The following is a 22809-nucleotide window of genomic DNA, read 5'->3' as shown; positions in this document are numbered from 1 at the left end:
GTCTTCTGTGGGGTGACTCGGCATGAACCTGGAGCTCAGCGAGGAGCAGAGCGCCGTACGGCAGCTCGCGCGGGACTTCGTGGAGCGCGAGATCGCCCCGCACGTCGTCGCCTGGGACCGTGCCGAGGAGGTGGACCGGTCGATCGTGAAGAAGCTCGGCGAGGTCGGCTTCCTCGGCCTCACCGTCGACGAGGAGTACGGCGGCAGTGGCGGTGACCACCTCGCGTACTGCCTGGTGACGGAGGAACTGGGCCGCGGCGACAGCTCCGTGCGCGGAATCGTGTCCGTCTCCCTCGGTCTGGTGGCCAAGACCATCGCGGCCTGGGGCGACGAGGAGCAGAAGCGGCGCTGGCTGCCGGGCCTCACCTCCGGCGAGTACGTCGGCTGCTTCGGCCTCACCGAGCCCGGCACGGGGTCGGACGCGGGGAACCTCTCCACCCGCGCGGTGCGGGACGGTGACGACTACGTGATCAACGGCACGAAGATGTTCATCACCAACGGCACCTGGGCCGACGTCGTACTGCTCTTCGCGCGTTCCACGGACGCCCCCGGCCACAAGGGCGTCTCCGCCTTCCTCGTGCCCACCGACACGCCCGGGCTGACCCGCCGCACCATCCACGGCAAGCTCGGACTGCGCGGCCAGGCCACCGCCGAGCTGGTGCTGGAGGACGTCCGCGTTCCCGCCTCCGCCATGCTGGCCCCCGAGGGCAAGGGCTTCTCGGTCGCCATGTCCGCCCTCGCCAAGGGGCGGATGTCGGTCGCGGCCGGCTGTGTCGGCATAGCCCAGGCCGCCCTGGACGCGGCCGTGAAGTACGCGGGCGAGCGCGAGCAGTTCGGGAAGACCATCGCCCACCATCAGCTGGTGCAGGAGCTGATCAGCGACATCGCCCTCGACGTGGACGCGGCCCGGCTGCTGACCTGGCGGGTCGCCGACCTGATCGACCGCGGGCAGCCCTTCACCGTCGAGTCCTCCAAGGCCAAGCTGTTCGCCTCGGAGGCCGCCGTCCGCGCCGCGAACAACGCCCTCCAGGTCTTCGGCGGCTACGGCTACATCGACGAGTACCCGGCCGGCAAGCTGCTGCGCGACGCCCGCGTGATGACCCTCTACGAGGGCACCAGCCAGATCCAGAAGCTGGTCATCGGGCGCGCGCTGACCGGGGTTTCGGCATTCTGATCCCCACCGGAACCGGGAGCTGTCTGAGTACGAGGACTGAGTAGGCCGGCGGATGTGGCGGGGACCACATCCGCCGATGCTTGTTCCCATGAGTGACACACCGGTCAAGCAGCAGAGCACGGCGGCCTTCTACGGGCAGGCCGTGGCCTCGTTCGCGGTGGCGATGATCGCCACCGCCGTCGGCATCTACAACCTCCAGGCCGACGCCTGGGTGCGTGCCTTCCTCGCCGTCGCCGTCCTGTACCTCGTCACCTCGGCCTTCACGCTGGCCAAGATCATCCGTGACCGTCAGGAGGTCGGGCAGCTCGTGAGCCGCGTCGACCAGGCCCGGCTCGACAAGCTCCTCTCCGAGCACGACCCTTTCGAGAAGCTGGGCTGACGTGCCGTGGACGCCGCCCCTAAGCGCCCGCTCAGCTTCGGCGGTATGGTGGTGCTCCTGTCACCGAGAGGGGCGAACAAGCGATGAGTACGGCGGCCGAGACGACGGGCGGCGACACCGAGCCGTGGGAAGAGGTCACCCCGGACGCGGCCCGGCGGCTCCTGGTCGCAGCGGTGGAGGCCTTCGCCGAGCGCGGCTACCACGCGACGACGACCCGCGACATCGCCGGGCGGGCCGGCATGAGTCCGGCCGCGCTCTACATCCATTACAAGACCAAGGAAGAGCTGCTCCACCGCATCAGCCGGATCGGCCACGACCGGGCGGTCGCCATCCTGCGGACGGCGGCCCGCGGTGAGGGCGGCGCCACCGAGCGGCTCGCCGACGCCGTGAGCTCCTTCGTACGGTGGCACGCCGGACGGCGCACGACCGCGCGGGTGGTGCAGTACGAACTGGACGCGCTCGGCCCCGGGGCCCGCGACGAGATCCTCGCGCTGCGCCGGCAGTGCGACGCCGAGGTGCGCGGCATCATCGACGACGGTGTGGCGTCGGGCGAGTTCGACGTGCCGGACGTGAAGGGCACGACGCTGGCCGTGCTGTCGCTCTGCATCGACGTGGCCCGCTGGTTCAACGTGAACGGCCCCCGGACGCCCGACGAGGTCGGCGCGCTCTACGCCGACCTCGTCCTGCGGATGGTGGGAGCCGAAGCGCCCGGCGCCGCTCAGAGGTAGTAGCGGGAGACCGACTCGGCGACGCACACCGGCTTGTCGCCGCCCTCGCGTTCCACGGTGAAGGCGACGGCCACCTGGATCCCTCCCTTGACGTCCTCGACGCCCGTGATCGTCGCCGTGGCGCGCAGCCGCGAGCCGACCGGGACGGGGGAGGGGAAACGGACCTTGTTGGTGCCGTAGTTGACGCCCATCTTCACGCCCTCGACCTTGATCAGCTGCGGTCCGAAGAGCGGGAGCAGCGACAGGGTCAGATAGCCGTGCGCGATGGTGGTGCCGAACGGGCCCGCGGCGGCCTTCTCCGGGTCCACGTGGATCCACTGGTGGTCGCCGGTCGCCTCCGCGAACAGGTCGATCCGCTTCTGGTCGACGTCCAGCCAGTCGGTGTACCCCAGCTGCTCGCCCACCGCCGCCTTCACCTCGTCGGCGGATGTGAAGATCCTCGGCTCTGCCATGTCCCGGCCTCTCTGCTCGCGCTGCCTGCTCGCCCGACTTGTACGCCATAACCTAAGCGACTGCTTAGCATGGTCGCCCGGGCAGCCCGTGTCAACGGACCGGAGGGCCACGAGGGTGAAGCGGTCGGTAGGGTTCGAGGAGTGCCTCAGATTCCCGAGAAGATTCACGAGCTCACGGTCGGCCAGCTCGCCGCGCGCAGCGGCGCCGCCGTCTCCGCCCTGCACTTCTACGAGTCCAAGGGCCTGATCACCAGCCGTCGCACCTCGGGCAACCAGCGCCGCTTCAGCCGGGACGCGCTGCGCCGGGTCGCCTTCGTGCGCGCCGCGCAGCGCGTCGGCATCCCGCTCGCCACGATCCGCGAGGCCCTCGCGGAGCTGCCGGAGGGGCGCACGCCCACCGAGGACGACTGGGCCCGGCTCTCCGAGTCCTGGCGCTCCGAACTGGACGAGCGCATCAAGCAGCTGAACCGGCTGCGCGACCACCTCACCGACTGCATCGGCTGCGGCTGCCTGTCCCTGGACACCTGCGTCCTGTCCAACCCCGACGACGTCTTCGGTGAACGCCTCACCGGCTCCCGCCTGATGGTGGAGCGCCGCGACTCCACCACCCGCCGCGGGCGCGCGAGCCGCGCACGCGAGCGGGAGCCGGAGCCGGAGTCGCAGTGCTGCGACTGACGGCCCGGTGACCCGGCCCGGTGACCCGGCCCGGGAACCGGCCCCGGATACGGCCCTGACCCCGGGCAGCCGACCCCGGCCCCGGGAAACCGGACCGGGCCTTCGACCTGACCTCGCGTCACGTGCCACCCGCCGCGCCACGGACCACTCCGTCAGGCGCGGCAGCGGTAGCGGCACCGGCTGCCGTCGGTGCCGCCACGGGCTCCCTCCACGCACACCCGCACCATCCCCCATGGTGCAGGGCGCCACTGACCACACCCGCCGGCCGGTTACGCCGACATCAGCAACCGTCCGCGCCGGGCGTCCGCCAGCGCGTCGGGGGTGAGGACGGGCCGCGGGACGAGGATTCCGCAGTCCGTGCAGACGGGACCGGTCGAGGGTTCGTGGTCCAGGGCGTACTTCCAGACGAGGCGCTCCCCGTCGCACACCGGGCACACGGACCCCGGCTCGCGCTCCAGCGCGGAGATCAGGCCGCGCAGCACCTCCGCCAGCGGTCCGTCGGGATGGACCCGGGGGTCGTCGCACCACGCGACACCGAAACCGCCCCAGGTCAGCCGGTGCCAGTCGTCCACGCTGCCCGGCCTGCGCAGCCCGTCGTGCTTCTCCTTCCTGCGTCGCTCGGCGAACCCGGCCTCGTAGGCCAGCCACACCGAACGCGCCGCCTCCAGCTCCTCCAGTGCGGCCACGAGCCGCGCCGGTTCGGGGGAGCGGTCCTCGGGGCCGAACCCGGCCCGGGAACACAGATGGTCCCAGGTCGCCCTGTGCCCGTAAGGGGCGAACCGCTCAAGGCACTTGCGCAGCGAATAGCGCCGTAGCGCCAGGTCGCACCGTGGATCGCGGACCTGTCTCGCCAGACTCCGGAAACCGGCCATCGCCCTGCACCTCCGTCACACCTGCACCTGCACTTCGGTCACTTCGGCGTCGTCGTACGGACGTCGCCGAATAGACGTATCGACACGCGATTCGGCTCCATCCGATTTCCGATGCCCCTCATAAGCCGATCCACCCGCTCCAAAAAAAGTGACGCATGTTCATCTTCCAACTCGGGGATACCGGCGGTAACGTCCGGGCCCACCCCCAGTCGGGAGGAGCTGCCATGCCACGGCGCACCCCACGCAACGCCCTTGACAGACTGAGAACTCCCCGCGGCTTCCACGGGTTCCTGAAGGGCGCGTCGGTATGCGCCCTCGTCGCCGGACTTCTGTCGCCGCTTTCCCCCGCGATGGCCGCCACAACGGGCCTGACCTCGGAGAGAGCCGCCGAAGCGACCACCGAAAAGACCACGGAAAAGATCAACGAAAAGATCTCCGTGTCGGCGGCGAACGACCATTGCGGCGGCCAGTGTTCCGACATCCTGCCGCCCGGCCAGAACGGCAACGCCACCCTCGCCCAGATCCTCCTCAACCAGGCCTTCGGTACCCAGCCCGCACACGCCGAGGACCAGCTCGGGCCCTACGCGGACCTCGCCACCGGCTATTCGGGCCTCACCGACGACAAGATCGACGACTTCTTCAACGACGCCTCCTTCGGCGTCCCCGAGGGCCAGGTCGCCTCCACCGTCCGTCCCGCCGGCCGCGGCGACGTGACCATCGTCCGCGACAAGAAGACCGGTGTGCCGCACATCACCGGCACCACCCGCTACGGCACCGAGTTCGGCGCCGGCTACGCGGCGGCCCAGGACCGGCTGTGGCTCATGGACCTCTTCCGGCACGTCGGTCGAGGCCAGTTGACCCCCTTCGCCGGCGGCGACCCCGCCAACCAGGGACTGGAGCAGCAGTTCTGGCGCACCGCCCCGTACACCGAGGCCGACCTCGCGGCCCAGGTCGAGAGCGCCGCCGCCAAGGCCGGTGAGCGCGGCGAGCTGGCCCTGGCCGACCTGGACGCCTACGTCGCCGGCATCAACGCCTACATAGACGCCTCCGACAAGGGCCGCTACTTTCCCGGCGAGTACGTCCTGACCGGCCACAAGAACGCCATCACCAACGCCGGCACCATCGAGCACTTCAAGCGCACCGACCTGATCGCGCTGGCCTCCGTCATCGGCGCGCTCTTCGGCGCGGGCGGCGGCGGCGAGGTCAGCAACGCGCTCTCACTGCTCGCCGCCCAGGAGAAGTACGGCGTGGCCGAGGGCACCGAGGTCTGGGAGTCCTTCCGCCAGCGCAACGACCCCGAGGCGGTCCTCACCCAGCACGCCGGCAGCTTCCCGTACCTGCCCAAACCGGACGACCCGCGGGGTGCCGCCATGCCCGACGCCGGCTCGGTCCGGGCGGAACCGCTGGTGTACGACCGTACCGGCGGCGCGGCGGGTGAGAGCGCGACCGGCGCCTCCGCCACGGCGGCGGACGCGGCCGTCACCTCGGCACGGCGCGGCATGTCCAACGCCCTCGTCGTCAGCGGCGAGCACACCGCGAGCGGCCACCCGGTCGCCGTCTTCGGTCCGCAGACCGGCTACTTCGCACCCCAGCTCCTCATGCTCCAGGAGATCCAGGGCCCGGGCATCAGCGCCCGCGGCGCCTCCTTCGCGGGCCTGAGCATGTACGTCGAACTCGGCCGAGGCCAGGACTACGCGTGGAGCGCGACCACCTCCGGCCAGGACATCATCGACACCTTCGCCATCGAACTGTGCCAGGACGACTACCACTACCTCTACCGCGGCACCTGCACGCCGATGGAGAAGATCGAACGGAAGAACGCCTGGAAGCCGACCGTCGCCGACTCCACCGAGGCCGGCTCCTACACGATGCGGGTCTGGCGCACGAAGTACGGCCCGGTCGAGTACCGCGCCACGGTCGGGGGCAAGAAGGTCGCCTACACCAGCCTGCGCTCCTCGTACCTGCACGAGGCCGACTCGATCATCGGCTTCCAGATGCTGAACGACCCGGAGTACCTGAACAGCCCCGAGCGCTTCCGGAGCGCCGTGAAGAACATCAACTACACCTTCAACTGGTTCTACGCCGACTCCGAGCACACCGCGTACTACAACAGCGGCGACAACCCGGTGCGGGCGGACGGAGTCGACGCCGACTTCCCGGCCTGGGCGCGTCAGGCGTACGAGTGGCGGGACTGGGACCCGGCCGCCAACACGGCCCGGTACACGCCGGCCTCGGCCCACCCTCAGTCCGCCGACCAGGACTACTACGTCTCCTGGAACAACAAACAGGCCAGGGACCACACCTCGGCGCCCTGGGGCAACGGCTCGGTCCACCGGGGCAACCTGCTCGACGACCGCGTCGGGAAGCTGGTCGCCGACGGCGGTGTCACCCGGGCCGCGCTGGTGCGGGCGATGGCAGAGGCCGGCCTCGCCGACCTGCGAGCCACGGACGTACTGCCCGGTCTGCTGAAGGTGATCGACTCGGCGCCGGTGACCGACCCCGCGGCCAGGGCGGCCGTGGACCGGCTGAAGGCGTGGCGTGCGGCTGGCGCCCTGCGCGCGGAGAGCTCGGCCGGCTCGAAGGAGTACGCCCACGCCGACGCGATCCGCACCCTGGACGCCTGGTGGCCGCTGCTGGTGAAGGCCGAGTTCGAACCCGGCCTCGGCAGTGACCTGTACACCGCCTTCACCCGCAACCTCCCCGTCGACGAGTCCCCGTCCAGCGCCCACGGCCCGACCGGCGCGCACGCCGGAAGCGCCTTCCAGTACGGCTGGTGGAGCTATGTCGACAAGGACATCCGGTCCGTGCTCGGCGAGCCCGTCGAGGGGCCGCTGGCCCGCGAGTACTGCGGCGACGGCGACCTCGCCGCCTGCCGGGACACCCTGGTCTCCACCCTGAAGGAGGCGGCGGGCCGGACGCCCGCCCAGGTCTATCCCGGCGACGAGAACTGCTCGGCGGGCGACCAGTGGTGCGCCGACTCGGTGATCCACCGCACCCTCGGCGGCATCAGGCACGGCGGCATCGGCTGGCAGAACCGGCCGACCTACCAGCAGGTCGTGGAGTTCACGTCACACCGGTGACCGGCCGGCCCCACGGTCACCGGTAGAGGAGGTACGGGCAACCGGTCACCGGTAGAGGAGGCACTGGCAACCGGTCACCGGTAGAGGAGGTACTGGCGGCGCGTCCTGCGGAACGCCGCCAGTTCGCTCTCCCAGCCGCCCACCACCTCGTCGGTGTCCGCGCCCGCGTCGATCATCGTGCGCACCCGCGTGGAGCCGGTGAGCTTGTCGATCCAGTTGTCCGGCCGCCAGGCGAAGCCGTCCCAGGTCCGCTTCGCGGTCACCAGGAGGGCGATCCCCGTGCGTACCGGGTCGAAGGCGGCCCGGTCGTGCACATGGAGCTGCACGCCCCCGACGGTCTTCCCCTGGAACTTGGAGAAGGTGGGCGCGAAGTACGCCTCCCTGAAGCGCACGCCAGGCAGGTCGAGGCCGTTCGCGGCGGCGGCCCAGCTCCCGTCGATGCCCTCGGCTCCGATCAGCTCGAAGGGACGAGTGGTGCCGCGTCCCTCCGAGAGGTTGGTGCCCTCGAACAGACACGTGCCCGAGTAGACCAGCGCGCACTCCGGGGTCGGCATGTTCGGGCTCGGCGGCACCCAGGGCAGCCCGGAGGCGTCGTAGAACTCCGAGCGCTTCCAGCCCGACATCGTCACGGTCTCCAGCGGCACCGGCGACGTCAGGAACTCGCCGTTGAACAGTCGCGCCAGCTCGGCGACCGTCATGCCGTGCGCCTGCGAGATCGGCTGCCGGCCGACGAAGGTCGCGAACTCCTTGTGCAGGACGGGGCCGAGGGCCGCCCGCCCCGTCACCGGGTTCGGCCGGTCCAGGACCACGAACCGCCTGCCCGCGAGCCGGGCCGCCTCCATGCAGTCGAACAGCGTCCAGATGTACGTGTAGAAGCGCGCGCCGACGTCCTGGATGTCGAAGACGACGGTGTCCACGCCGGAGGCCGTGAAGATGTCCGCGAGCGGCTGCCCGCTCTTCAGGTACGTGTCGTAGACCGGCAGGCCGGTCGCGGGGTCGTCGTGGCGGCCCTCGGAGCCGCCCGCCTGCGCGGTGCCGCGGAAACCGTGCTCGGGGCCGAAGACGGCGGTCAGGTTCACGCGGTCGTCGGCGTGCATGACGTCGACGATGTGGCGCACGTCCCGGGTGACGCCGGTCGGGTTGGTGACGACGCCGACCTTCTGTCCGCCGAGGAGGGCGTAGCCGTCGTCGGCGAGGTTCTCGAAGCCGGTGCGCGGCCGGCGGCCGCCGTGGCCCCCGGGCGCCGCCTGCGCCGTGCCGGTCGTGGCGGCGGTGGTGGCGGCCGTGGCGGCCGTCACCGCGGCCGTCGTGGCGAGCAGGGACCGTCTGGACAGCGTCATGCGGTGACCTCCGTGATCGCGGCGGGTGTCATGCGCACGCACGCTAACCCGCGCCCCCTGCCGCACGGAACGAGTCGAACCGCGGTTCACCTCTTCCGTCGCACATACCGACTGGTTAGTCTGGCGCTGCAACGGGGAGCGAGCAGCGCCCGAGCCGTGTGTCGAAGGAGACCGATGGTGGAAGCCGTGCAGCATGCCGGAGTCGTCGTCACCGGGGCGGGAGGCGGCATCGGCGCCGCGCTGGCCCGCCGCTTCGCGGCCGAGGGCGCCCGGGTCGTCGTCAACGACCTGGACGCCGGCCGGGCCGAGGCCGTCGCCGACGAGATCGGCGGCATCGCGGTCCCGGGCGACGCCTCCGCGATCATCACCGAGGCCCGTGACGCGTTGGGCGGCACGGTCGACGTGTACTGCGCCAACGCGGGCGTCGCCTCCGGGGGCACGGAGGCGGCCGACGAGAACGTCTGGGCGCTCGCCTGGGACGTCAACGTCATGGCACACGTACGCGCGGCCCACGAGCTGATCCCCGACTGGCTGGAGCGCGGCAGCGGCCGTTTCGTCTCCACCGTCTCGGCCGCCGGACTGCTCACCATGATCGGCGCCGCGCCCTACAGCGTCACCAAGCACGGCGCGTACGCCTTCGCCGAGTGGCTGTCCCTCACCTACCGCCACCGCGGGATCAAGGTCCACGCCATCTGCCCGCAGGGCGTGCGCACCGACATGCTCACCGCGAGCGGCAGCGCCGGCGAACTGGTACTCCAGCCCACCGCGATCGAGCCGGGGGACGTCGCGGACGCCCTCTTCAAGGGCATCGAGGAGGACCGCTTCCTGATCCTCCCGCACCCCGAGGTCGCCGAGTACTACCAGGCCCGCGCCGTCGAACCCGACCGCTGGCTGCGCGGCATGAACCGGCTCCAGCGGCAGTGGGAGGAGGCGACCGCCCGATGACCGGCCCCCGCTACGCCGACAAGCCCTGGCTGGACCTGCTGACCGACGCCCAGAAAGCCCCGCTCGACCCGGACGCCTCCCTGGTGCACGCCCTGCGCCGGGCCGCGGCCGTAGCACCCGACCGCGCCTTCCTCGCCTACTTCGACGGCCGCCTCACCTACCGCGAGGTGGACGAGCTCAGCGACTCCGTCGCCGGGTACCTCGCCGCGCGCGGCCTGGAGCGCGGCGAGCGGGTCGCGGTCCTGCTGCAGAACTCCCCGCACTTCGTGCTCGCCGTCCTCGGCGCCTGGAAGGCGGGCGCGGTCGTCGTCCCCGTCAACCCCATGTACAAGTCGGGGGAGGTCGGCCACGTCCTGCGGGACGGCGAGGTGGCCGCGCTGATCTGCTCGGACCGTGCCTGGGAGTCGTACCTGCGCGAGACGGCGGCCGGCACGCCGGTGCGGATCGTGCTGACGGGGTGCGAGCTGGACTTCCAGACCCGTCAGGACGCGCGCGTACTGACCTTCGAGCGGCTGCCCGCGGCCACCGACGCCGACGACCTCGCGGTCACGGCCCGCGCCGGACACAAGGCCCCGGCCGACCGTGACCCGGAGCCCGGCGACACCGCGCTCATCAGCTACACCTCGGGCACCAGCGGCACACCCAAGGGCGCCACCAACACGCACCGCAACATCATGTACAACGCGGAGCGGCAGCGCACCGGGCTCGGCCTGCCCGAGGCGCCGGTCTACTTCGCGCTCGCGCCGCTGTTCCACATCACCGGCATGGTCTGCGAGCTCGGCGCCTGCCTGAACAGCGTGGGCACCCTCGTCCTGGCGTACCGCTTCGAGACGGGCGTCGTGCTCGACGCCTTCGCCGAGCACCGGCCGCACTACACCGTCGGCCCGTCCACCGCCTTCATGGCGCTGGCCGCCCACCCGTCCGTCACCCGCGAGCACTTCGCCTCCTTCGCCAACATCTCCTCCGGCGGCGCCCCGCTGCCGCCCGCCCTGGTGGAGAAGTTCCGCGCGGGCTTCGGGCCGTACATCCGCAACGGCTACGGACTCACGGAGTGCACCGCCCCCTGCGCGTCGGTCCCGCCGCACCTGGAGGCGCCCGTCGACCCGGTCTCCGGCACCCTCGCCGTCGGCGTGCCCGGCCCCGAGAGCACCGTCCGGATCGTCGACGAGGAGGGCGCCGAGGTGCCCTTCGGGGAACAGGGCGAGATCGTCGTCAGCGGCCCGCAGGTCGTCCCCGGATACTGGCGGCGCCCCGACGCCACCGCCGAGACCTTCCCCGGCGGTGAGCTGCGCACCGGCGACATCGGCTTCATGGACGCCCAGGGGTGGCTCTACGTCGTCGACCGCAAGAAGGACATGATCAACGCCTCCGGCTTCAAGGTCTGGCCGCGCGAGGTCGAGGACGTCCTCTACACCCATCCGGCGGTGCGCGAGGCCGCCGTCGTCGGTGTGCCCGACGGGTACCGCGGCGAGACCGTCAAGGCGTACATCAGCCTCCGTCCGGGTGCCGTGACGGACCCGGACGCACTCGCCGCGTACTGCGAGGAGAGACTGGCCGCGTACAAGTACCCGCGCCAGGTGGAGATCCTGCCCGACCTGCCGAAGACGGCGAGTGGGAAGATCCTCCGTCGGGAACTGCGTTCCCGTACGCACCAGGACGGACAGTGAACGGACACTGAAAACGGAAAGGCAGGTGACGGCAGTGCCCAGGACCACGGACGGGGACGGCACTCCGGTGCCGCAGCGGCTCCTGGCCGCCGCCACCCGGCTCTTCGCGGAGCAGGGCTACGACCGCACCTCGGTACAGGAGATCGTGGAGGCGGCCGGCGTCACCAAGGGAGCGCTGTACCACTACTTCGGCTCCAAGGACGACCTGCTGCACGAGGTGTACGCGCGCGTGCTGCGCCTCCAGCAGGAACGCCTGGACGCCTTCGCGGACTCGGACGAGCCGGTCGAGAAGCGGGTGCGGGACGCGGCGGCCGACGTCGTCGTCACCACCATCGACAACCTCGACGACGCGTCGATCTTCTTCCGCTCCATGCACCAGCTGAGCCCGGAGAAGAACAAGCAGGTGCGCGCGGAGCGCCGGCGCTACCACGAGCGCTTCCGGGCGCTCATCGAGGAGGGCCAGCAGGCCGGCGTCTTCACCAAGGAGACACCGGCCGACCTGGTGGTGGACTACCACTTCGGCTCCATCCACCACCTGTCCACCTGGTACCGGCCCGACGGCCCGCTCAGCCCGCAGGAGGTCGCCGACCACCTGGCCGACCTGCTGCTGCGGGCCCTGCGTCCGTGAGGTGACGGCCCCCCGGGTTCCGGGGGGCCGTCACCTCGAGCACAGGTACTTCCCGGTCTAGAGGTACTTCTTGATCTCCCGGCGTGCCAGCGAGCGCTGGTGGACCTCGTCCGGGCCGTCGGCGATCATCAGGGTCCGGGCACCCGCGTAGAGCTCGGCCAGCGGGAAGTCCTGGCTCACGCCGCCCGCGCCGTGCAGCTGGATCGCCCGGTCGATGATGTCGACCACCGCGCGGGGCGTGGCGATCTTGATGGCCTGGATCTCGGTGTGGGCGCCCCGGTTGCCGACGGTGTCCATCAGCCAGGCGGTCTTGAGCACGAGGAGCCGCAACTGCTCGACGGTGACGCGCGCGTCCGCGATCCAGTTGTGGACCACGCCCTGCTGGGCCAGCGACTTGCCGAACGCGTCGCGGGAGACCGCCCGCCGGCACATCAGCTCGATCGCCCGCTCGGCCATGCCGATCAGCCGCATGCAGTGGTGGATGCGGCCCGGACCGAGGCGGGCCTGGGCGATGGCGAAGCCGCCGCCCTCCTCGCCGATCAGGTTGGACACCGGCACGCGCGCGTGGTCGAAGGTCACCTCGGCGTGGCCGCCGTGGTAGTGGTCCTCGTAGCCGAAGACATGCATGGCCCGGTCCACGGTGACGCCCGGCGTGTCGCGGGGGACCAGCACCATGGACTGCTGGCGGCGGATGTCCTCGCCGTCCGGGTCGGTCTTGCCCATCACGATGAAGATCCGGCAGTCCGGGTTCATCGCGCCCGAGATGTACCACTTGCGGCCGGTGATGACGTACTCGTCGCCGTCGCGCTCGATGTGGGTGGTGATGTTCGTGGCGTCCGAGGAGGCCACGTCCGGCTCGGTCATCGCGAACGCCGAGCGGATCTCACCGGCGAGCAGCGGCTGGAGCCACTGCTTCTTCTGCGCCTCGTCGGCGAACTGGGCCAGCACCTCCATGTTCCCGGTGTCGGGCGCCGCGCAGTTCGTCGCGGTGGGCGCCAACTGCGGGCTGCGGCCGGTGATCTCGGCGAGCGGCGCGTACTGGAGGTTGGTGAGGCCCGCGCCGTGCTCGGGGTCGGGCAGGAAGAGGTTCCACAGGCCCTGGCGACGCGCCTCGGCCTTCAGGTCCTCCACGACCTGCGGGGTGTCCCAGGGGGAGGCCAGGCGCGCGCGCTGCTCGTGGGCGACCTGCTCGGCGGGGTGGACGTGCTCGTCCATGAAGGCGAGCAGTTTGGCGCGGAGTTCCTCGGTACGTGCGTCGAACGCGAAGTCCATTGCGGATCAGCCCTCCTGAAGGGTGGTCAGGCCGTGCTCGATGAAGACGGGGACGAGATCGCCGATGCGGTCGAAGCCGCGGCCGACCGTCTGGCCCAGCGTGTAGCGGTAGTGGATGCCCTCCAGGATCACGGCGAGCTTGAACCAGGCGAACGCCGTGTACCAGGCGACGGCGGACACGTCGCGCCCCGAGCGTGCGGCGTACCGCTCGATCAGCTCGGCGGGCGCGGGGTGGCCGGGGGCCTGCGCCGTGGTGGAGACCGGCGAGTCGGGCATGCCGAGCGGGCTGCTGTACATCACCAGCAGGCCCAGGTCGGTGAGGGGATCGCCGAGGGTGGACATCTCCCAGTCGAGGACGGCCCTGATCTCGTCGTGTTCGCCGCCGATCAGGGCGTTGTCGAGGCGGTAGTCGCCGTGCACGACGGTCGGGGCGGGGGAGCGGGGCAGCTGACGGCCGAGGGTGGAGTGCAGCTCGTCGATGCCGGCCAGATCGCGGTTGCGGGAGGCGTCCAGCTGCTTGGCCCAGCGCCGCAGCTGCCGGTCCAGGAAGCCCTCGGGGCGCCCGAAGTCCGCGAGGCCCACCTCGGCGGGGTCCACCGCGTGCAGGTCGACGAGCGTGTCGGCCAGGTTCAGCACGGCCGCCCGGGTGCGCTCGGGGCCGAGCGGGGCGAGCTGCTCGGCGGTGCGGTACGGGGTGCCCTCGACGAACTCCATGACGTAGAAGGGCGAGCCGATGACCTCCTCGTCCTCGCAGAGCAGGACGGGACGCGGCACCGGTACGTTCGTCGGGTGCAGGGCGCTGATGACGCGGTGCTCGCGCCTCATGTCGTGCGCGGTGGCGAGGACATGGCCGAGCGGGGGGCGTCGTACGACCCAGTGGGCGCTGCCGTCCGAGACCGCGTAGGTGAGGTTCGACCGTCCGCCCTCGATCAGCCGGCCGGACAGCGGGCCGGTCACCAGGCCGGGCCGCTCGCGGTCGAGCAGGCCGCGCAACCGGTCGAGATCGAGTCCGGGCGGGTGGTCGGGGCTCATCGTCGCTCCTACGGGCAGGTGAACAGTACCCGAGTCATGATGCCGACCAGTCGGTATGCCGTCCAGTAGGGGGACGGAACGTGATCCGTGCCACGACAGACCGACAGCTCCCGGCGCTGGGGCGCGGGGAGCTGTCGCGGGGGACGTATGGAGGAGGTGTGGAGCGGGCGCGTAGGAGGTGCGGGGATACGGGCCCCGGGGTGCGGGGTGTGCGCCTGGGGGTGGCGGTCAGTGGTCGTCCCAGTGGCCGTCGTGCGCGGCGTGCCGGTGGCCGTCGTGGAGGTAGTCGACGTGGTCGCCGTGGCGCACGCGCGCGTGCCCGCAGTCCTCGCTGTGGCGGTGGTCGTGACTCTCGTGCGCGGTGTGCCCGGAGGGCTCGCACTCGTCCCAGTGGCCGCCGTGCTCGCGGTGCAGGTGGCCGTCGTGGGCGTAGTCGACGTGGTCGCCGTGGGGCACCTCGGCGTGGCCGCAGTGCGGGCCGTGGGCGTGGTCGTGGGCGGTGTGTTCCTGGTGAAGGGTGGTCATGACGCTCACCTTAACGGTGCATATCCGGACATTCAGCTTGTGTGGTGCCCGGGTACCCCGGAGGGGCGGAGCCATGAAGGCGATCCGTCCCGCCCGGTGCTCCGGCGCGTCCTAGAGGACGAGGAACGCGCCGCACACCGCCAGCGCCACCGTGCACAGGGCCGCCGCCGTCGCGTACGGCGGGGTCAGGGCGCGGGGCCTGTTCGCCGAGGCGAGGGTGCGGATGCGGTCGTGGGCGATGGCCAGGAAGGCCAGCCAGAGGGCGCAGCACAGGGCGGTGGTGACGACCGTGGCGGGGGTCGCGCCGCCGTGCAGCGCGGTCTTCCCGGCGAGTACGGCGGCGACGGTGCCGGACAGGGTCGTGCGGCGCCAGGCGAGCCGGGTGCGCTCGGGCTGCAGCCCGGGGTCGCGGTCGGGGCCGGACGGGGCGGCGCCCGCGTCTCCCCCCGCGGGTGCGTCGGCGCCCACGCTCAGCCCTCCCACCCGACGAGGACCATGACGACCATCGCCACGGCGACCACGGCGACGACCAGGCTGAGCAGGGCCGGGAAACGTGAGGCGGGGAGGTCCTCGCCGCGGCGCATGGCCCGCTCGCAGCGCACCCAGTGGTTCACGGCGCGCAGTGAGCACAGGACACCGGCCGCGAGCAGCGCGAGCGCGAGCCCCACCCGCCAGCCCCAGCGCAGGTCGGGCAGGAACTGGTCCACCGCGAATCCGCCGCCGATCAGGGCGAGGGCGGTGCGCAACCAGGCCAGAAAGGTGCGTTCGTTCGCCAGCGAGAACCGGTAGTCGGGGGTGTCGCCCTCCCGCCGGACCTCCTCGGGTGCGAACCAGAGCCGGGCGTTCCGCACGAATTCGATCACCCGGGGACCCTATCGGGCGAGGGCGCGATGCCCACGGCGGCCCGGCAGGGGCGGCCCGGGGGCGGGGGCGTGCGTCCCGTGGCCTCCGGTGCGGGACGTCACCTCCGCCAGGCCCGCAGCCGCCCGTACGCCGCAGACCCGTCCGGCACCCACTCCCACTCCCCGAGCCGCCGCTCCAGCTCCGCCTCCGTGAGGAACCCGTGCCACGCCACCTCCTCCACCTGCGGAGCGACCGGCCCCTCGCAGCGGACCTCGTACACCGCCGACCACCAGGTCCGCCCGGCGCCGTCGTCGTACAGGAACTTGAAGAGGTACTCCGGGCGCGGCAGCCCCGCCACCCCCAGTTCCTCCTGCGCCTCCCGCAGCGCGGCGTCGTCGTAGGACTCGCCCGCGCCCACCACCCCGCCGACGAACATGTCGTACAGGGAGGGGAACACCAGCTTCGTCGGCGTGCGGCGGTGGACGAAGACGCGTCCCTGTGCGTCCCGGGCCCACACGAACACGCAGCGGTGGCGCAGCCCCCGGGCGTACGCGTCGCCCCGCCGGGCCCGCCCGGTGACGCGGTCGTTCTCGTCGACGATGTCGAGGATCTCGTCAGCAGCGCTCATCCGCCCATCCAAGCAGCGGCGGCGGCCCGCCCGGCGCGGTCGCGGGTCGGGCGCGTGCCTGCTCGTGCGGCGGTCGCCGGCGAGGCGCGGTCGCGGATCGCGTGCCCGCGCGTGCGGCGGTCGCCGGGTCAGCGCCGTTGCAGGTCGGGCGCACGCCCGCTCGCCCCAGTCCCCTGCGGCATCACCGGATGCAGGCCCAGCAGGACGATGCCGGTCACCACCGCCGCGAGTCCGCCCGCCTCCCACGCCAGCGCCCCGGCGCCGGTCCGCAGCCGGTCGCCGAGAAAACCGACCCCGCAGGCGATGCCCGCGAGCGGCTGGGCCGCCGTCAGAGCGGGCAGCGACCTGCGCAACGGTGCCGTCTCGAAGGCGCTCTGGACCAGGATCAGGCCGGTGACGCCGAGCACCACGACCGCGTACGGCTGCCAGCCGGTCAGCAGTTCCGCCGGGCCGCCCGCCAGGAAGCGCCGGCCGCTGACCCGGGTCAGCGCGTCCTGCACCCCGTACACCAGCCCGGCGGCGACGGCCAGCAGCGTCGGTCCCCAGGTCAGCCGGCAACGCCCGGCGCCCGCCGTGAGCAGGACGGACAGGCCCAGCATCCCCCCGACGATCAGCCAGTGCCGTACCGGGTCGGTCACCGCGCTGCCGCCCCGCGGCTCGCCCGCCACGATGAACGCGGTGACCCCGCCCGCGAGCAGCACGAGGCCGGCCCAGCCCTGGCGCCCCAGCCGCTGCCGGGTCTGCACGCGGGAGAGGGCCAGGGCGAAGAGGAGGTTCGTGGCCAGCAGGGGCTCGACGAGAGTGAGCTCGCCGCCGCCCAGCGCGAGGGCGCCCAGCACCATGCCCGTCACCATCAGCCCCATGCCGGCCAGCCAGCGAGGCACCCGCACGAGGTCCAGCAGGAGGCGGGGAGAGAGGAAGTCGCCCAGCGGAGCGCGCTGGGCCGCGTTCTGCTGGAGGACGAAACCGAAGCCCAGGCAGCACGCGGCGCTCACGGCGAGAACCAGAACCAGAACCGACACGCTGCGTACCTCGATCGTCAGTCGGGTCACGGTGCGTAGGGGCCGACTCTAGTCGCGACGGGTGCGGCCCGCCGGGCGAGCGCCGCATCCGGGTGGTGGAGCGGGGGCAGGCGCGGCGGCGCGTGACAAGTTCCGCTGCTGTCACGTGAGTTGACGCGTGTAACGGGCTTCGGGGCCTTGACGGAAAGCGTTGGCTGCCGGTTTGCTGTGCGTGATCAGTTCATGGCAAACCGGCTACGACGACCCAGCGCGTCGCGTGAGGAAGTTCCCGCGGTGTCCCCACCTCCGCCTCCCCTCGGCCGCGCTCGCAAACGCGCGGCCCAGGCCTTCGACGACGCCCTCGACGACGCCGAACTCATCACAGCCCGACTCGCGCTCGCCCAGGGCCGGTGGCAGTCGGCCCGCTCTCTGCTGGTCCACACGGGTGACGACTGGGACCGCCGGGGGCACCGGGTGACGGTCCTCGCCAAGGAGCCCTACTGCGCCGCCTGGGCCCGCGAGTGGCTGCTCGCCGAACCCGATTCCGCCGACGCGTCCGTACTGCTCGCCCTCGCCCTGGTCCAGCGGGCCCTGCGCGGCAAGGAGAAGCCCGCCCGGGTACGGGAGACGTGCCGGAACGCCGCCGCACTCGCCCCGGACGATCCCACGCCCTGGCTCGGGCTCCTCCTGCTGGAGCGTTCGCTGGGGGCCGACGAGGAGGTCGTCCGGGCCTTCGACCAGGTGCGTGGGCGGCACGCCGACCACCATCACGCCCATCAGCTGATGGTGGCCCGGCTCGCCGAGCGCGGCGGCGACGACGGCCCCGACCCGCTGCACGAGGTGTACGACTTCGCCAACTGGGCCGCCGAGCAGGCCCCCGCCGACTCCCCGCTGGCCATCCTCCCGGTCGTCGCGCACGCCGAGCGCTACCGCGTCCTGGCCGCCGCCGGACACGAGTCCGCCGACCCGAACGCCTCCGGCCACTGGGCCGGCCGCCGCGCCCGGCTGGTGATGAAGGCGGCCTTCGACTGGTGGCTGGAGTGGGAGCAGGACGGCCACCCCCGCCGGCTGATCGACCTCAACTTCCTCGCCCACGCGAAGTCCTGCGAGGGCCGTGGCGCCGAGGCCGCCGCCCTGTTCCACCGCATCGGCGAGCACGCCACGCCCGCCCCGTGGTCCTACCCGGACCGCGCCCCGTACCCCGCCTTCCGCGCCGCCCGCGCGAGCGCGCTCGGCACGCCCTGACACCCCGCTCGACTCACTGGACTCACCGGACTCAATCAAGGCACTGGACACGTACGGCAGACCCGGCCAACGCGACGCACAGGAAAGAAGGACGTCCTCCGATGACCACGGGCAGTTCGCGCACGAGCGGACCCAAGAGCGACGGCGGCATCAGCACCTTCAAGGGGCAGGAGCGGGCGCTGCGCGCCGACCGGCTGGGCACGGGGGGCCTGCTCCTGTCCGTCCTCGCCGCCACCGCCCCCCTCATGGTGGTCGCCGGGGTCATGCCCACCACCTTCGCGGTGATGGGCATCGTCGGACAGCCGCTGCTCTTCGTGCTGCTGGGCGTGGTGCTGATCCTGTTCAGCATCGGCTACGCGGAGATGAGCCGGCACGTCCACAACGCGGGCGCCTTCTACGCGTACATCTCCCGCGGGCTCGGCGGCACCGCCGGCGCGAGTGCCGCCATGGTCGCCCTGGTCGCCTACAACGCCCTCCAGGTCGGCATCTACGGCATCTTCGGCTTCGAGGTCTCCGGACTCCTCGCCACCTACGCCGACCTGGAGGTGGCCTGGTGGATACCGGCCCTGCTGGCCGTGCTCGCGGTCGGCACGCTGGGCTGGCTGAAGATCGACGTCAACGCCCGCGTACTGGGCGTGCTGCTGCTCATCGAGGTCGTGCTCGTCGTCGTGTTCGACATCGCCGCCGTGACCGACCCGGGCGCGCAGGGACTGTCGCTGCACGCCTTCGACCCGGACACCCTGACGGGAGCGGGCGTCGGGACCGCGCTGTGCTTCTGCATCGCCGCCTTCCTCGGCTTCGAACAGGCACCCGTCTACGCCGAGGAGACCAGCCGGCCGCACGTACTCGTGCCGCGCGTCATGTTCCTCGCGGTGGGCGGGGTCGCGGTCTTCTTCGCGCTCAGCAGCTGGGCGCTGACCGTGGCCACCGGACCCGACCAGATCGTCGGCACCGCGCGGGAACAGAGCGCCGGGCTCCTGTTCTTCCTCACCGAGTCCCGGCTCGGCGGCACCTTCACCGACGTCCTGCACATCCTGTTCGTGACCGGCATGTTCGCCGCCCTGCTCAGCTTCCACAACGTGGTCGCCCGGTACGCCTTCGCCATGGGGCGCGAGGGGCTGCTGCCCGCCGCCTTCGGACGCACCAGCGGCTCCAGCGGCGCGCCCGGCACCGGCTCGCTGCTCCAGACCGCCGTGTCCGCGGTCGTGGTCGTCGGCTTCGCCATCGCCGACGACAAGCCCGACGGCGATCCCACCCAGCCCGTCCTGCACCTGTTCACCTGGGGCGGCAACATCGGTGCCCTGGGTGTGATCGTGCTGATGGCCGCGGCCTCGTTCTCCGTCGTCGCCTTCTTCGTACGGCGTGGCGCCGCCGGTGCCCAGGGGGTGCGGCTGGCCACCTCCACCGTCGCGGGCGTCGCCCTGCTGGTGATCGCCGGTTACACGGTCAAGGACTTCGACGTCCTCGTCGGCGCCGGACCCGACTCCTCCCTGAGCTGGGTGCTGCCCGGCATCATCGGCCTCGCCGCGATCGCCGGCCTGGCGCAGGGTCTGCTCCTGCGCTCCCGCGCACCCGAGCGGCACGCCCGCATCGGCCAGGGCAACGAGGCGTTCCAGCTGGACAAGGCCGCGTCCTCCTGAGCCTCACGGGGACGCGGACACTGACACGGACACCGGGGGCGTGGGCGGCTCCGGGGCGGCGAGCACGAAGGCGCCCTCGCGGGCCGGCTCCGTCCCGCCGTACCGGACACGCACGTCGACCGGCGTCCCCGGGGCGGCGGACACCGCGGGGACGGTGACAGTGAGACGCAGGTGGTCGCTCCCGTCGGCCGGCAGCGAGGCGAGGGGGCCCGGCACGCTCACCCCGCCGACGAAGACGCCGCCGTCCCGCAGCAGCTCGGCGTGGTCGAAGTACGTGCCACGCAGCTCGATCGAGATCAGGTCGCCCGGCCGGGCGGCTCCATCGGGACCCGCGTCCACCGAGGCGATGCCGTAGTCGCACGCCGGGGCGCCGTCCGGAGCCGCCCCGAGCCGCACCGTGGCGCCGGGACGCAGCCGGTGGAACTCCAGCAGGCCGGTCAGTACGTCGTAGGCGGCGTCGTTCTTGCAGCCGTCCAGGCGCCCGGCCAGCTCCGCGTGGTCGCGGGCCGCCGTCTCCCAGCTGCCGCCCCGGCCCTGCACCGCCAGACAGGCGTTCGCCAGACCGCGCAGCAACCGCCAGTCGGCGGTCGGCGCCACCAGCGGGACGCTGCGCAGGACGTCCCCGCAGCCGGTGGCGGGCGCGCGGAGCCGGTCGTAGAGGCTCCGCGGATCCGGTACGGCGTCCGTGTCGGGGGAGACGGGGCCCGGCGGGAGCCAGGCGGGGACGGCGAGGGGCCGCGCACCGTGGTCCTCGGCCGGTGGTGCCGGGCGGGGGGTTAAGGGCGCGACGGCGGTGGAGGCCGGGGGTGGCACAGGCACCGGACTGTCGGCCCGCGGTACGCCCACCGGGCCACCACTGCCGTCCGGCCGCCATGAAGGGGGTGAAGGGGCGGCCGCGGAGGGTTCGGCCGCTTCGCGCGGCGTACCGTCCGGGCCGCCGTTCGACGATCCGCCCGCCACGCTCACGTCCCGGTCGCCGCGGGGCGCACCGGAGCCGTCGGCGACACAGGAGGCCACCACCACCGCCACCGTCCCGGCGAGGCAGAGCCCCGCGATCCGCGTGCCGAGCGAGATCCCCATGACGCCCCCCGACGTGACCAGGTCCCCGGACACGCACCGGGGACCTTCCATCATCCGGGCGCACGCCCAGCCGGGGAAGTGCTGGGGCAGTGCCGGGGAGCGGCGGCGCGGGCCGGGACCGTTGACCTGGGAGCCGTACGGCCCCCAGGTCACACAGGCGTCGTGCGGCTAGATGACCAGTGAGAGGAGCAGGACCAGAGCCCCCGCGACCACCGAGATGATCGTCTCCATCACGGACCAGGTCTTGATGGTCTGCCCGACGTTCAGTCCGAAGTACTCCTTCACCAGCCAGAAGCCGGCGTCGTTGACGTGGCTGAAGAAGAGCGAGCCGGCGCCGATGGCCAGGACCAGCAGGGCCGCGTGCGTGGTCGACATGTCGGCCGCGAGCGGCGCGACCAGACCGGCCGCCGAGACGGTCGCCACGGTCGCCGAACCGGTCGCCAGCCGGATCGCCACCGCGATCAGCCAGGCCAGCAGCAGCGCCGGGATCGACCAGTCCTCGGAGATCTGCAGGATCATCTCGCCGACGCCGGAGTCGATCAGCGTCTGCTTGAAGCCGCCGCCCGCGCCGACGATCAGCAGGATGCCCGCGATCGGCGCGAGGCCCGTCTCGACCAGACCGGAAAGGCGGTCCTTGCCGAACCCGGCCGGACGCAGCAGCGTGAAGATGCCGACGATCACGGAGGCGAGCAGGGCGATCAGCGGGTTGCCGATCACGTCGAAGGTGCGCTGAACCACGTTCTCCGGGTCGTCGACGATGATGTCGACGAGCGCCTTGGCCAGCATCAGCACGACCGGCAGCAGGATCGTGGCCAGGGTGGCGCCGAAGCCGGGGCGCTTCTCCAGGTCCTCGGAGGCACGCTGCGGGATCATGCGGTCGGGGGCCGGGACGTCCACCCAGCGGGCCGCGTACTTCGAGAACAGCGGACCGGCGATGATCACCGTCGGGATGGCGATCAGGACACCCAGCGCGAGCGTCACACCCAGGTTGGCGCCGACCGCGTCGATCGCGACCAGCGGGCCGGGGTGCGGCGGGACCAGACCGTGCATCACGGACAGGCCGGCCAGCGCCGGGATGCCGATGCGCATCAGGGAGTAGTTGCCGCGCTTGGCGACCATCAGGACGACCGGGATCAGCAGGACGATGCCGACCTCGAAGAACAGCGGCAGGCCGATGACGGAGGCGATCAGCACCATCGTCCACGGCATCGACCGCGGGGTCGCCTTGGCGAGGATGGTGTCCACGATCTGGTCGGCGCCGCCGGAGTCGGCGAGCATCTTGCCGAGGATCGCGCCGAGCGCGATCAGGACGCCGACACCCGCGACGGTGGAGCCGAGTCCGCTGGTGAAGCTGGTGATGACCTTGTCCAGCGGCGCCCCGGCGAACGCGCCGAGCGCCAGTGACCCGATGGTCAGCGACAGGAAGGCATGCAGCTTGAACTTGGTGATGAGCAGGACGATGACGGCGATGCCCAGGAGCACGGCGATGCCCAGCTGGGCATGACCGGCCGAGGTGATCGGCTCGACGGTGTCCGCTGCCAGCACCTCGACGCTGAGTCTGGTCACGGTGGATCCCTTGCGTAATGGGGGTCAGGGGGGAGGA

At 72.1% G+C, this 22809-nt stretch carries 22 protein-coding genes; 10 read left to right on the top strand and 12 right to left on the bottom strand.

What is annotated here, in order from left to right:
* The first annotated feature begins 22 nt into the window (after window positions 1-22).
* The 3 genes from QC283_RS22780 (at window position 23) to QC283_RS22770 (ending at window position 2281) form a co-directional block, all read left to right on the top strand.
* Entirely contained in the window at window positions 23-1174 is a 1152-nt protein-coding gene (locus tag QC283_RS22780) for an acyl-CoA dehydrogenase family protein (protein ID WP_279563478.1), read from the top strand.
* Between the two features lie 88 nt (window positions 1175-1262).
* On the top strand, window positions 1263-1553 hold the full coding sequence (locus QC283_RS22775; RefSeq protein ID WP_279563477.1) for a YiaA/YiaB family inner membrane protein: 291 nt from the start codon (window positions 1263-1265) through the stop codon (window positions 1551-1553).
* An 83-nt stretch (window positions 1554-1636) separates the two neighbouring features.
* Window positions 1637-2281: a TetR/AcrR family transcriptional regulator gene (locus tag QC283_RS22770; protein WP_279563476.1), complete on the top strand. Its 645-nt coding sequence runs from the start codon at window positions 1637-1639 to the stop codon at window positions 2279-2281.
* On the opposite strand, the gene QC283_RS22765 is transcribed toward QC283_RS22770, so the two are convergent.
* Entirely contained in the window at window positions 2272-2733 is a 462-nt protein-coding gene (locus QC283_RS22765) for a MaoC family dehydratase (RefSeq protein WP_107477022.1), read from the bottom strand. The two genes, QC283_RS22770 and QC283_RS22765, sit on opposite strands and share 10 nt — an antisense overlap.
* 141 nt (window positions 2734-2874) lie before the next feature.
* Between QC283_RS22765 and soxR the strand changes: the two genes are divergently transcribed.
* Window positions 2875-3408 (top strand): redox-sensitive transcriptional activator SoxR, encoded by a 534-nt coding sequence (gene soxR / locus QC283_RS22760; protein WP_279563475.1) that lies wholly within the window; start codon window positions 2875-2877, stop codon window positions 3406-3408.
* 269 nt (window positions 3409-3677) lie between these two features.
* On the opposite strand, the gene QC283_RS22755 is transcribed toward soxR, so the two are convergent.
* Window positions 3678-4280: a hypothetical protein gene (locus QC283_RS22755; protein ID WP_279563474.1), complete on the bottom strand. Its 603-nt coding sequence runs from the start codon at window positions 4278-4280 to the stop codon at window positions 3678-3680.
* Window positions 4281-4504: 224 nt separating this feature from the next.
* Between QC283_RS22755 and QC283_RS22750 the strand changes: the two genes are divergently transcribed.
* Window positions 4505-7360 carry a penicillin acylase family protein gene (locus QC283_RS22750; RefSeq protein WP_279563473.1) on the top strand — a complete coding sequence of 952 codons (2856 nt, stop codon included), beginning with the start codon at window positions 4505-4507 and terminating at the stop codon, window positions 7358-7360.
* 74 nt (window positions 7361-7434) lie between these two features.
* Here QC283_RS22750 and QC283_RS22745 read toward each other — a convergent pair whose 3' ends face one another.
* A complete protein-coding gene (locus QC283_RS22745; protein ID WP_279563472.1) occupies window positions 7435-8700 on the bottom strand; it encodes an exo-beta-N-acetylmuramidase NamZ family protein in 1266 nt (421 codons plus the stop codon).
* Window positions 8701-8874: 174 nt separating this feature from the next.
* On the opposite strand from QC283_RS22745, the gene QC283_RS22740 reads away from it, so the two are divergent.
* From QC283_RS22740 to QC283_RS22730, 3 genes are read left to right on the top strand one after another with little or no spacing between them, the layout of a single operon-like run.
* Window positions 8875-9645, top strand: a complete 771-nt coding sequence (locus QC283_RS22740; RefSeq protein WP_279563471.1) for an SDR family oxidoreductase — start codon at window positions 8875-8877, stop codon at window positions 9643-9645.
* Window positions 9642-11312 (top strand): class I adenylate-forming enzyme family protein, encoded by a 1671-nt coding sequence (locus QC283_RS22735; RefSeq protein ID WP_279563470.1) that lies wholly within the window; start codon window positions 9642-9644, stop codon window positions 11310-11312. The genes QC283_RS22740 and QC283_RS22735 overlap by 4 nt, the downstream gene beginning before the upstream one ends.
* Before the next feature lie 34 nt (window positions 11313-11346).
* Window positions 11347-11940, top strand: coding sequence for a TetR/AcrR family transcriptional regulator (locus QC283_RS22730; RefSeq protein WP_279563469.1), 594 nt, complete (start codon window positions 11347-11349; stop codon window positions 11938-11940).
* Between the two features lie 57 nt (window positions 11941-11997).
* Here QC283_RS22730 and QC283_RS22725 read toward each other — a convergent pair whose 3' ends face one another.
* The 7 genes from QC283_RS22725 to QC283_RS22695 all read right to left on the bottom strand — a co-directional run bounded on the left by QC283_RS22725 (window position 11998) and on the right by QC283_RS22695 (window position 17262).
* On the bottom strand, window positions 11998-13212 hold the full coding sequence (locus QC283_RS22725; RefSeq protein WP_279563468.1) for an acyl-CoA dehydrogenase family protein: 1215 nt from the start codon (window positions 13210-13212) through the stop codon (window positions 11998-12000).
* A gap of 6 nt (window positions 13213-13218) precedes the next feature.
* Entirely contained in the window at window positions 13219-14244 is a 1026-nt protein-coding gene (locus tag QC283_RS22720) for a phosphotransferase family protein (RefSeq protein ID WP_279563467.1), read from the bottom strand.
* 228 nt (window positions 14245-14472) lie between these two features.
* The gene (locus QC283_RS22715; RefSeq protein ID WP_279563466.1) at window positions 14473-14769 is read right to left on the bottom strand and encodes a hypothetical protein; all 297 of its coding nucleotides are present in this window, start codon (window positions 14767-14769) and stop codon (window positions 14473-14475) included.
* Between the two features lie 111 nt (window positions 14770-14880).
* A complete protein-coding gene (locus QC283_RS22710) occupies window positions 14881-15237 on the bottom strand; it encodes a DUF202 domain-containing protein (RefSeq protein WP_279563465.1) in 357 nt (118 codons plus the stop codon).
* Window positions 15238-15239: 2 nt separating this feature from the next.
* Window positions 15240-15632 carry a YidH family protein gene (locus QC283_RS22705; RefSeq protein WP_279563464.1) on the bottom strand — a complete coding sequence of 131 codons (393 nt, stop codon included), beginning with the start codon at window positions 15630-15632 and terminating at the stop codon, window positions 15240-15242.
* A gap of 98 nt (window positions 15633-15730) precedes the next feature.
* Window positions 15731-16240 (bottom strand): NUDIX hydrolase, encoded by a 510-nt coding sequence (locus tag QC283_RS22700; RefSeq protein ID WP_279563463.1) that lies wholly within the window; start codon window positions 16238-16240, stop codon window positions 15731-15733.
* Window positions 16241-16368: 128 nt separating this feature from the next.
* The gene (locus QC283_RS22695) at window positions 16369-17262 is read right to left on the bottom strand and encodes a DMT family transporter (protein WP_279563560.1); all 894 of its coding nucleotides are present in this window, start codon (window positions 17260-17262) and stop codon (window positions 16369-16371) included.
* Window positions 17263-17535: 273 nt separating this feature from the next.
* On the opposite strand from QC283_RS22695, the gene QC283_RS22690 reads away from it, so the two are divergent.
* Together QC283_RS22690 and QC283_RS22685 are read left to right on the top strand one after the other, a co-directional pair.
* Entirely contained in the window at window positions 17536-18486 is a 951-nt protein-coding gene (locus QC283_RS22690; protein WP_279563462.1) for a hypothetical protein, read from the top strand.
* Between the two features lie 101 nt (window positions 18487-18587).
* Window positions 18588-20126: an APC family permease gene (locus tag QC283_RS22685; protein WP_279563461.1), complete on the top strand. Its 1539-nt coding sequence runs from the start codon at window positions 18588-18590 to the stop codon at window positions 20124-20126.
* 3 nt (window positions 20127-20129) lie between these two features.
* On the opposite strand, the gene QC283_RS22680 is transcribed toward QC283_RS22685, so the two are convergent.
* Both QC283_RS22680 and QC283_RS22675 read right to left on the bottom strand, forming a co-directional pair.
* Window positions 20130-21359, bottom strand: a complete 1230-nt coding sequence (locus QC283_RS22680; RefSeq protein WP_279563460.1) for a hypothetical protein — start codon at window positions 21357-21359, stop codon at window positions 20130-20132.
* Window positions 21360-21374: 15 nt separating this feature from the next.
* Window positions 21375-22772, bottom strand: coding sequence for a GntP family permease (locus QC283_RS22675; RefSeq protein WP_279563459.1), 1398 nt, complete (start codon window positions 22770-22772; stop codon window positions 21375-21377).
* Window positions 22773-22809: the final 37 nt, after the last annotated feature.

The organism is Streptomyces sp. DH41 (assembly GCF_029813785.1).
In the GTDB taxonomy this organism is placed as follows: domain Bacteria; phylum Actinomycetota; class Actinomycetes; order Streptomycetales; family Streptomycetaceae; genus Streptomyces.
Note: the sequence above shows the minus strand (reverse complement) of the source record. Positions and strands in the feature narration are given on the sequence as shown.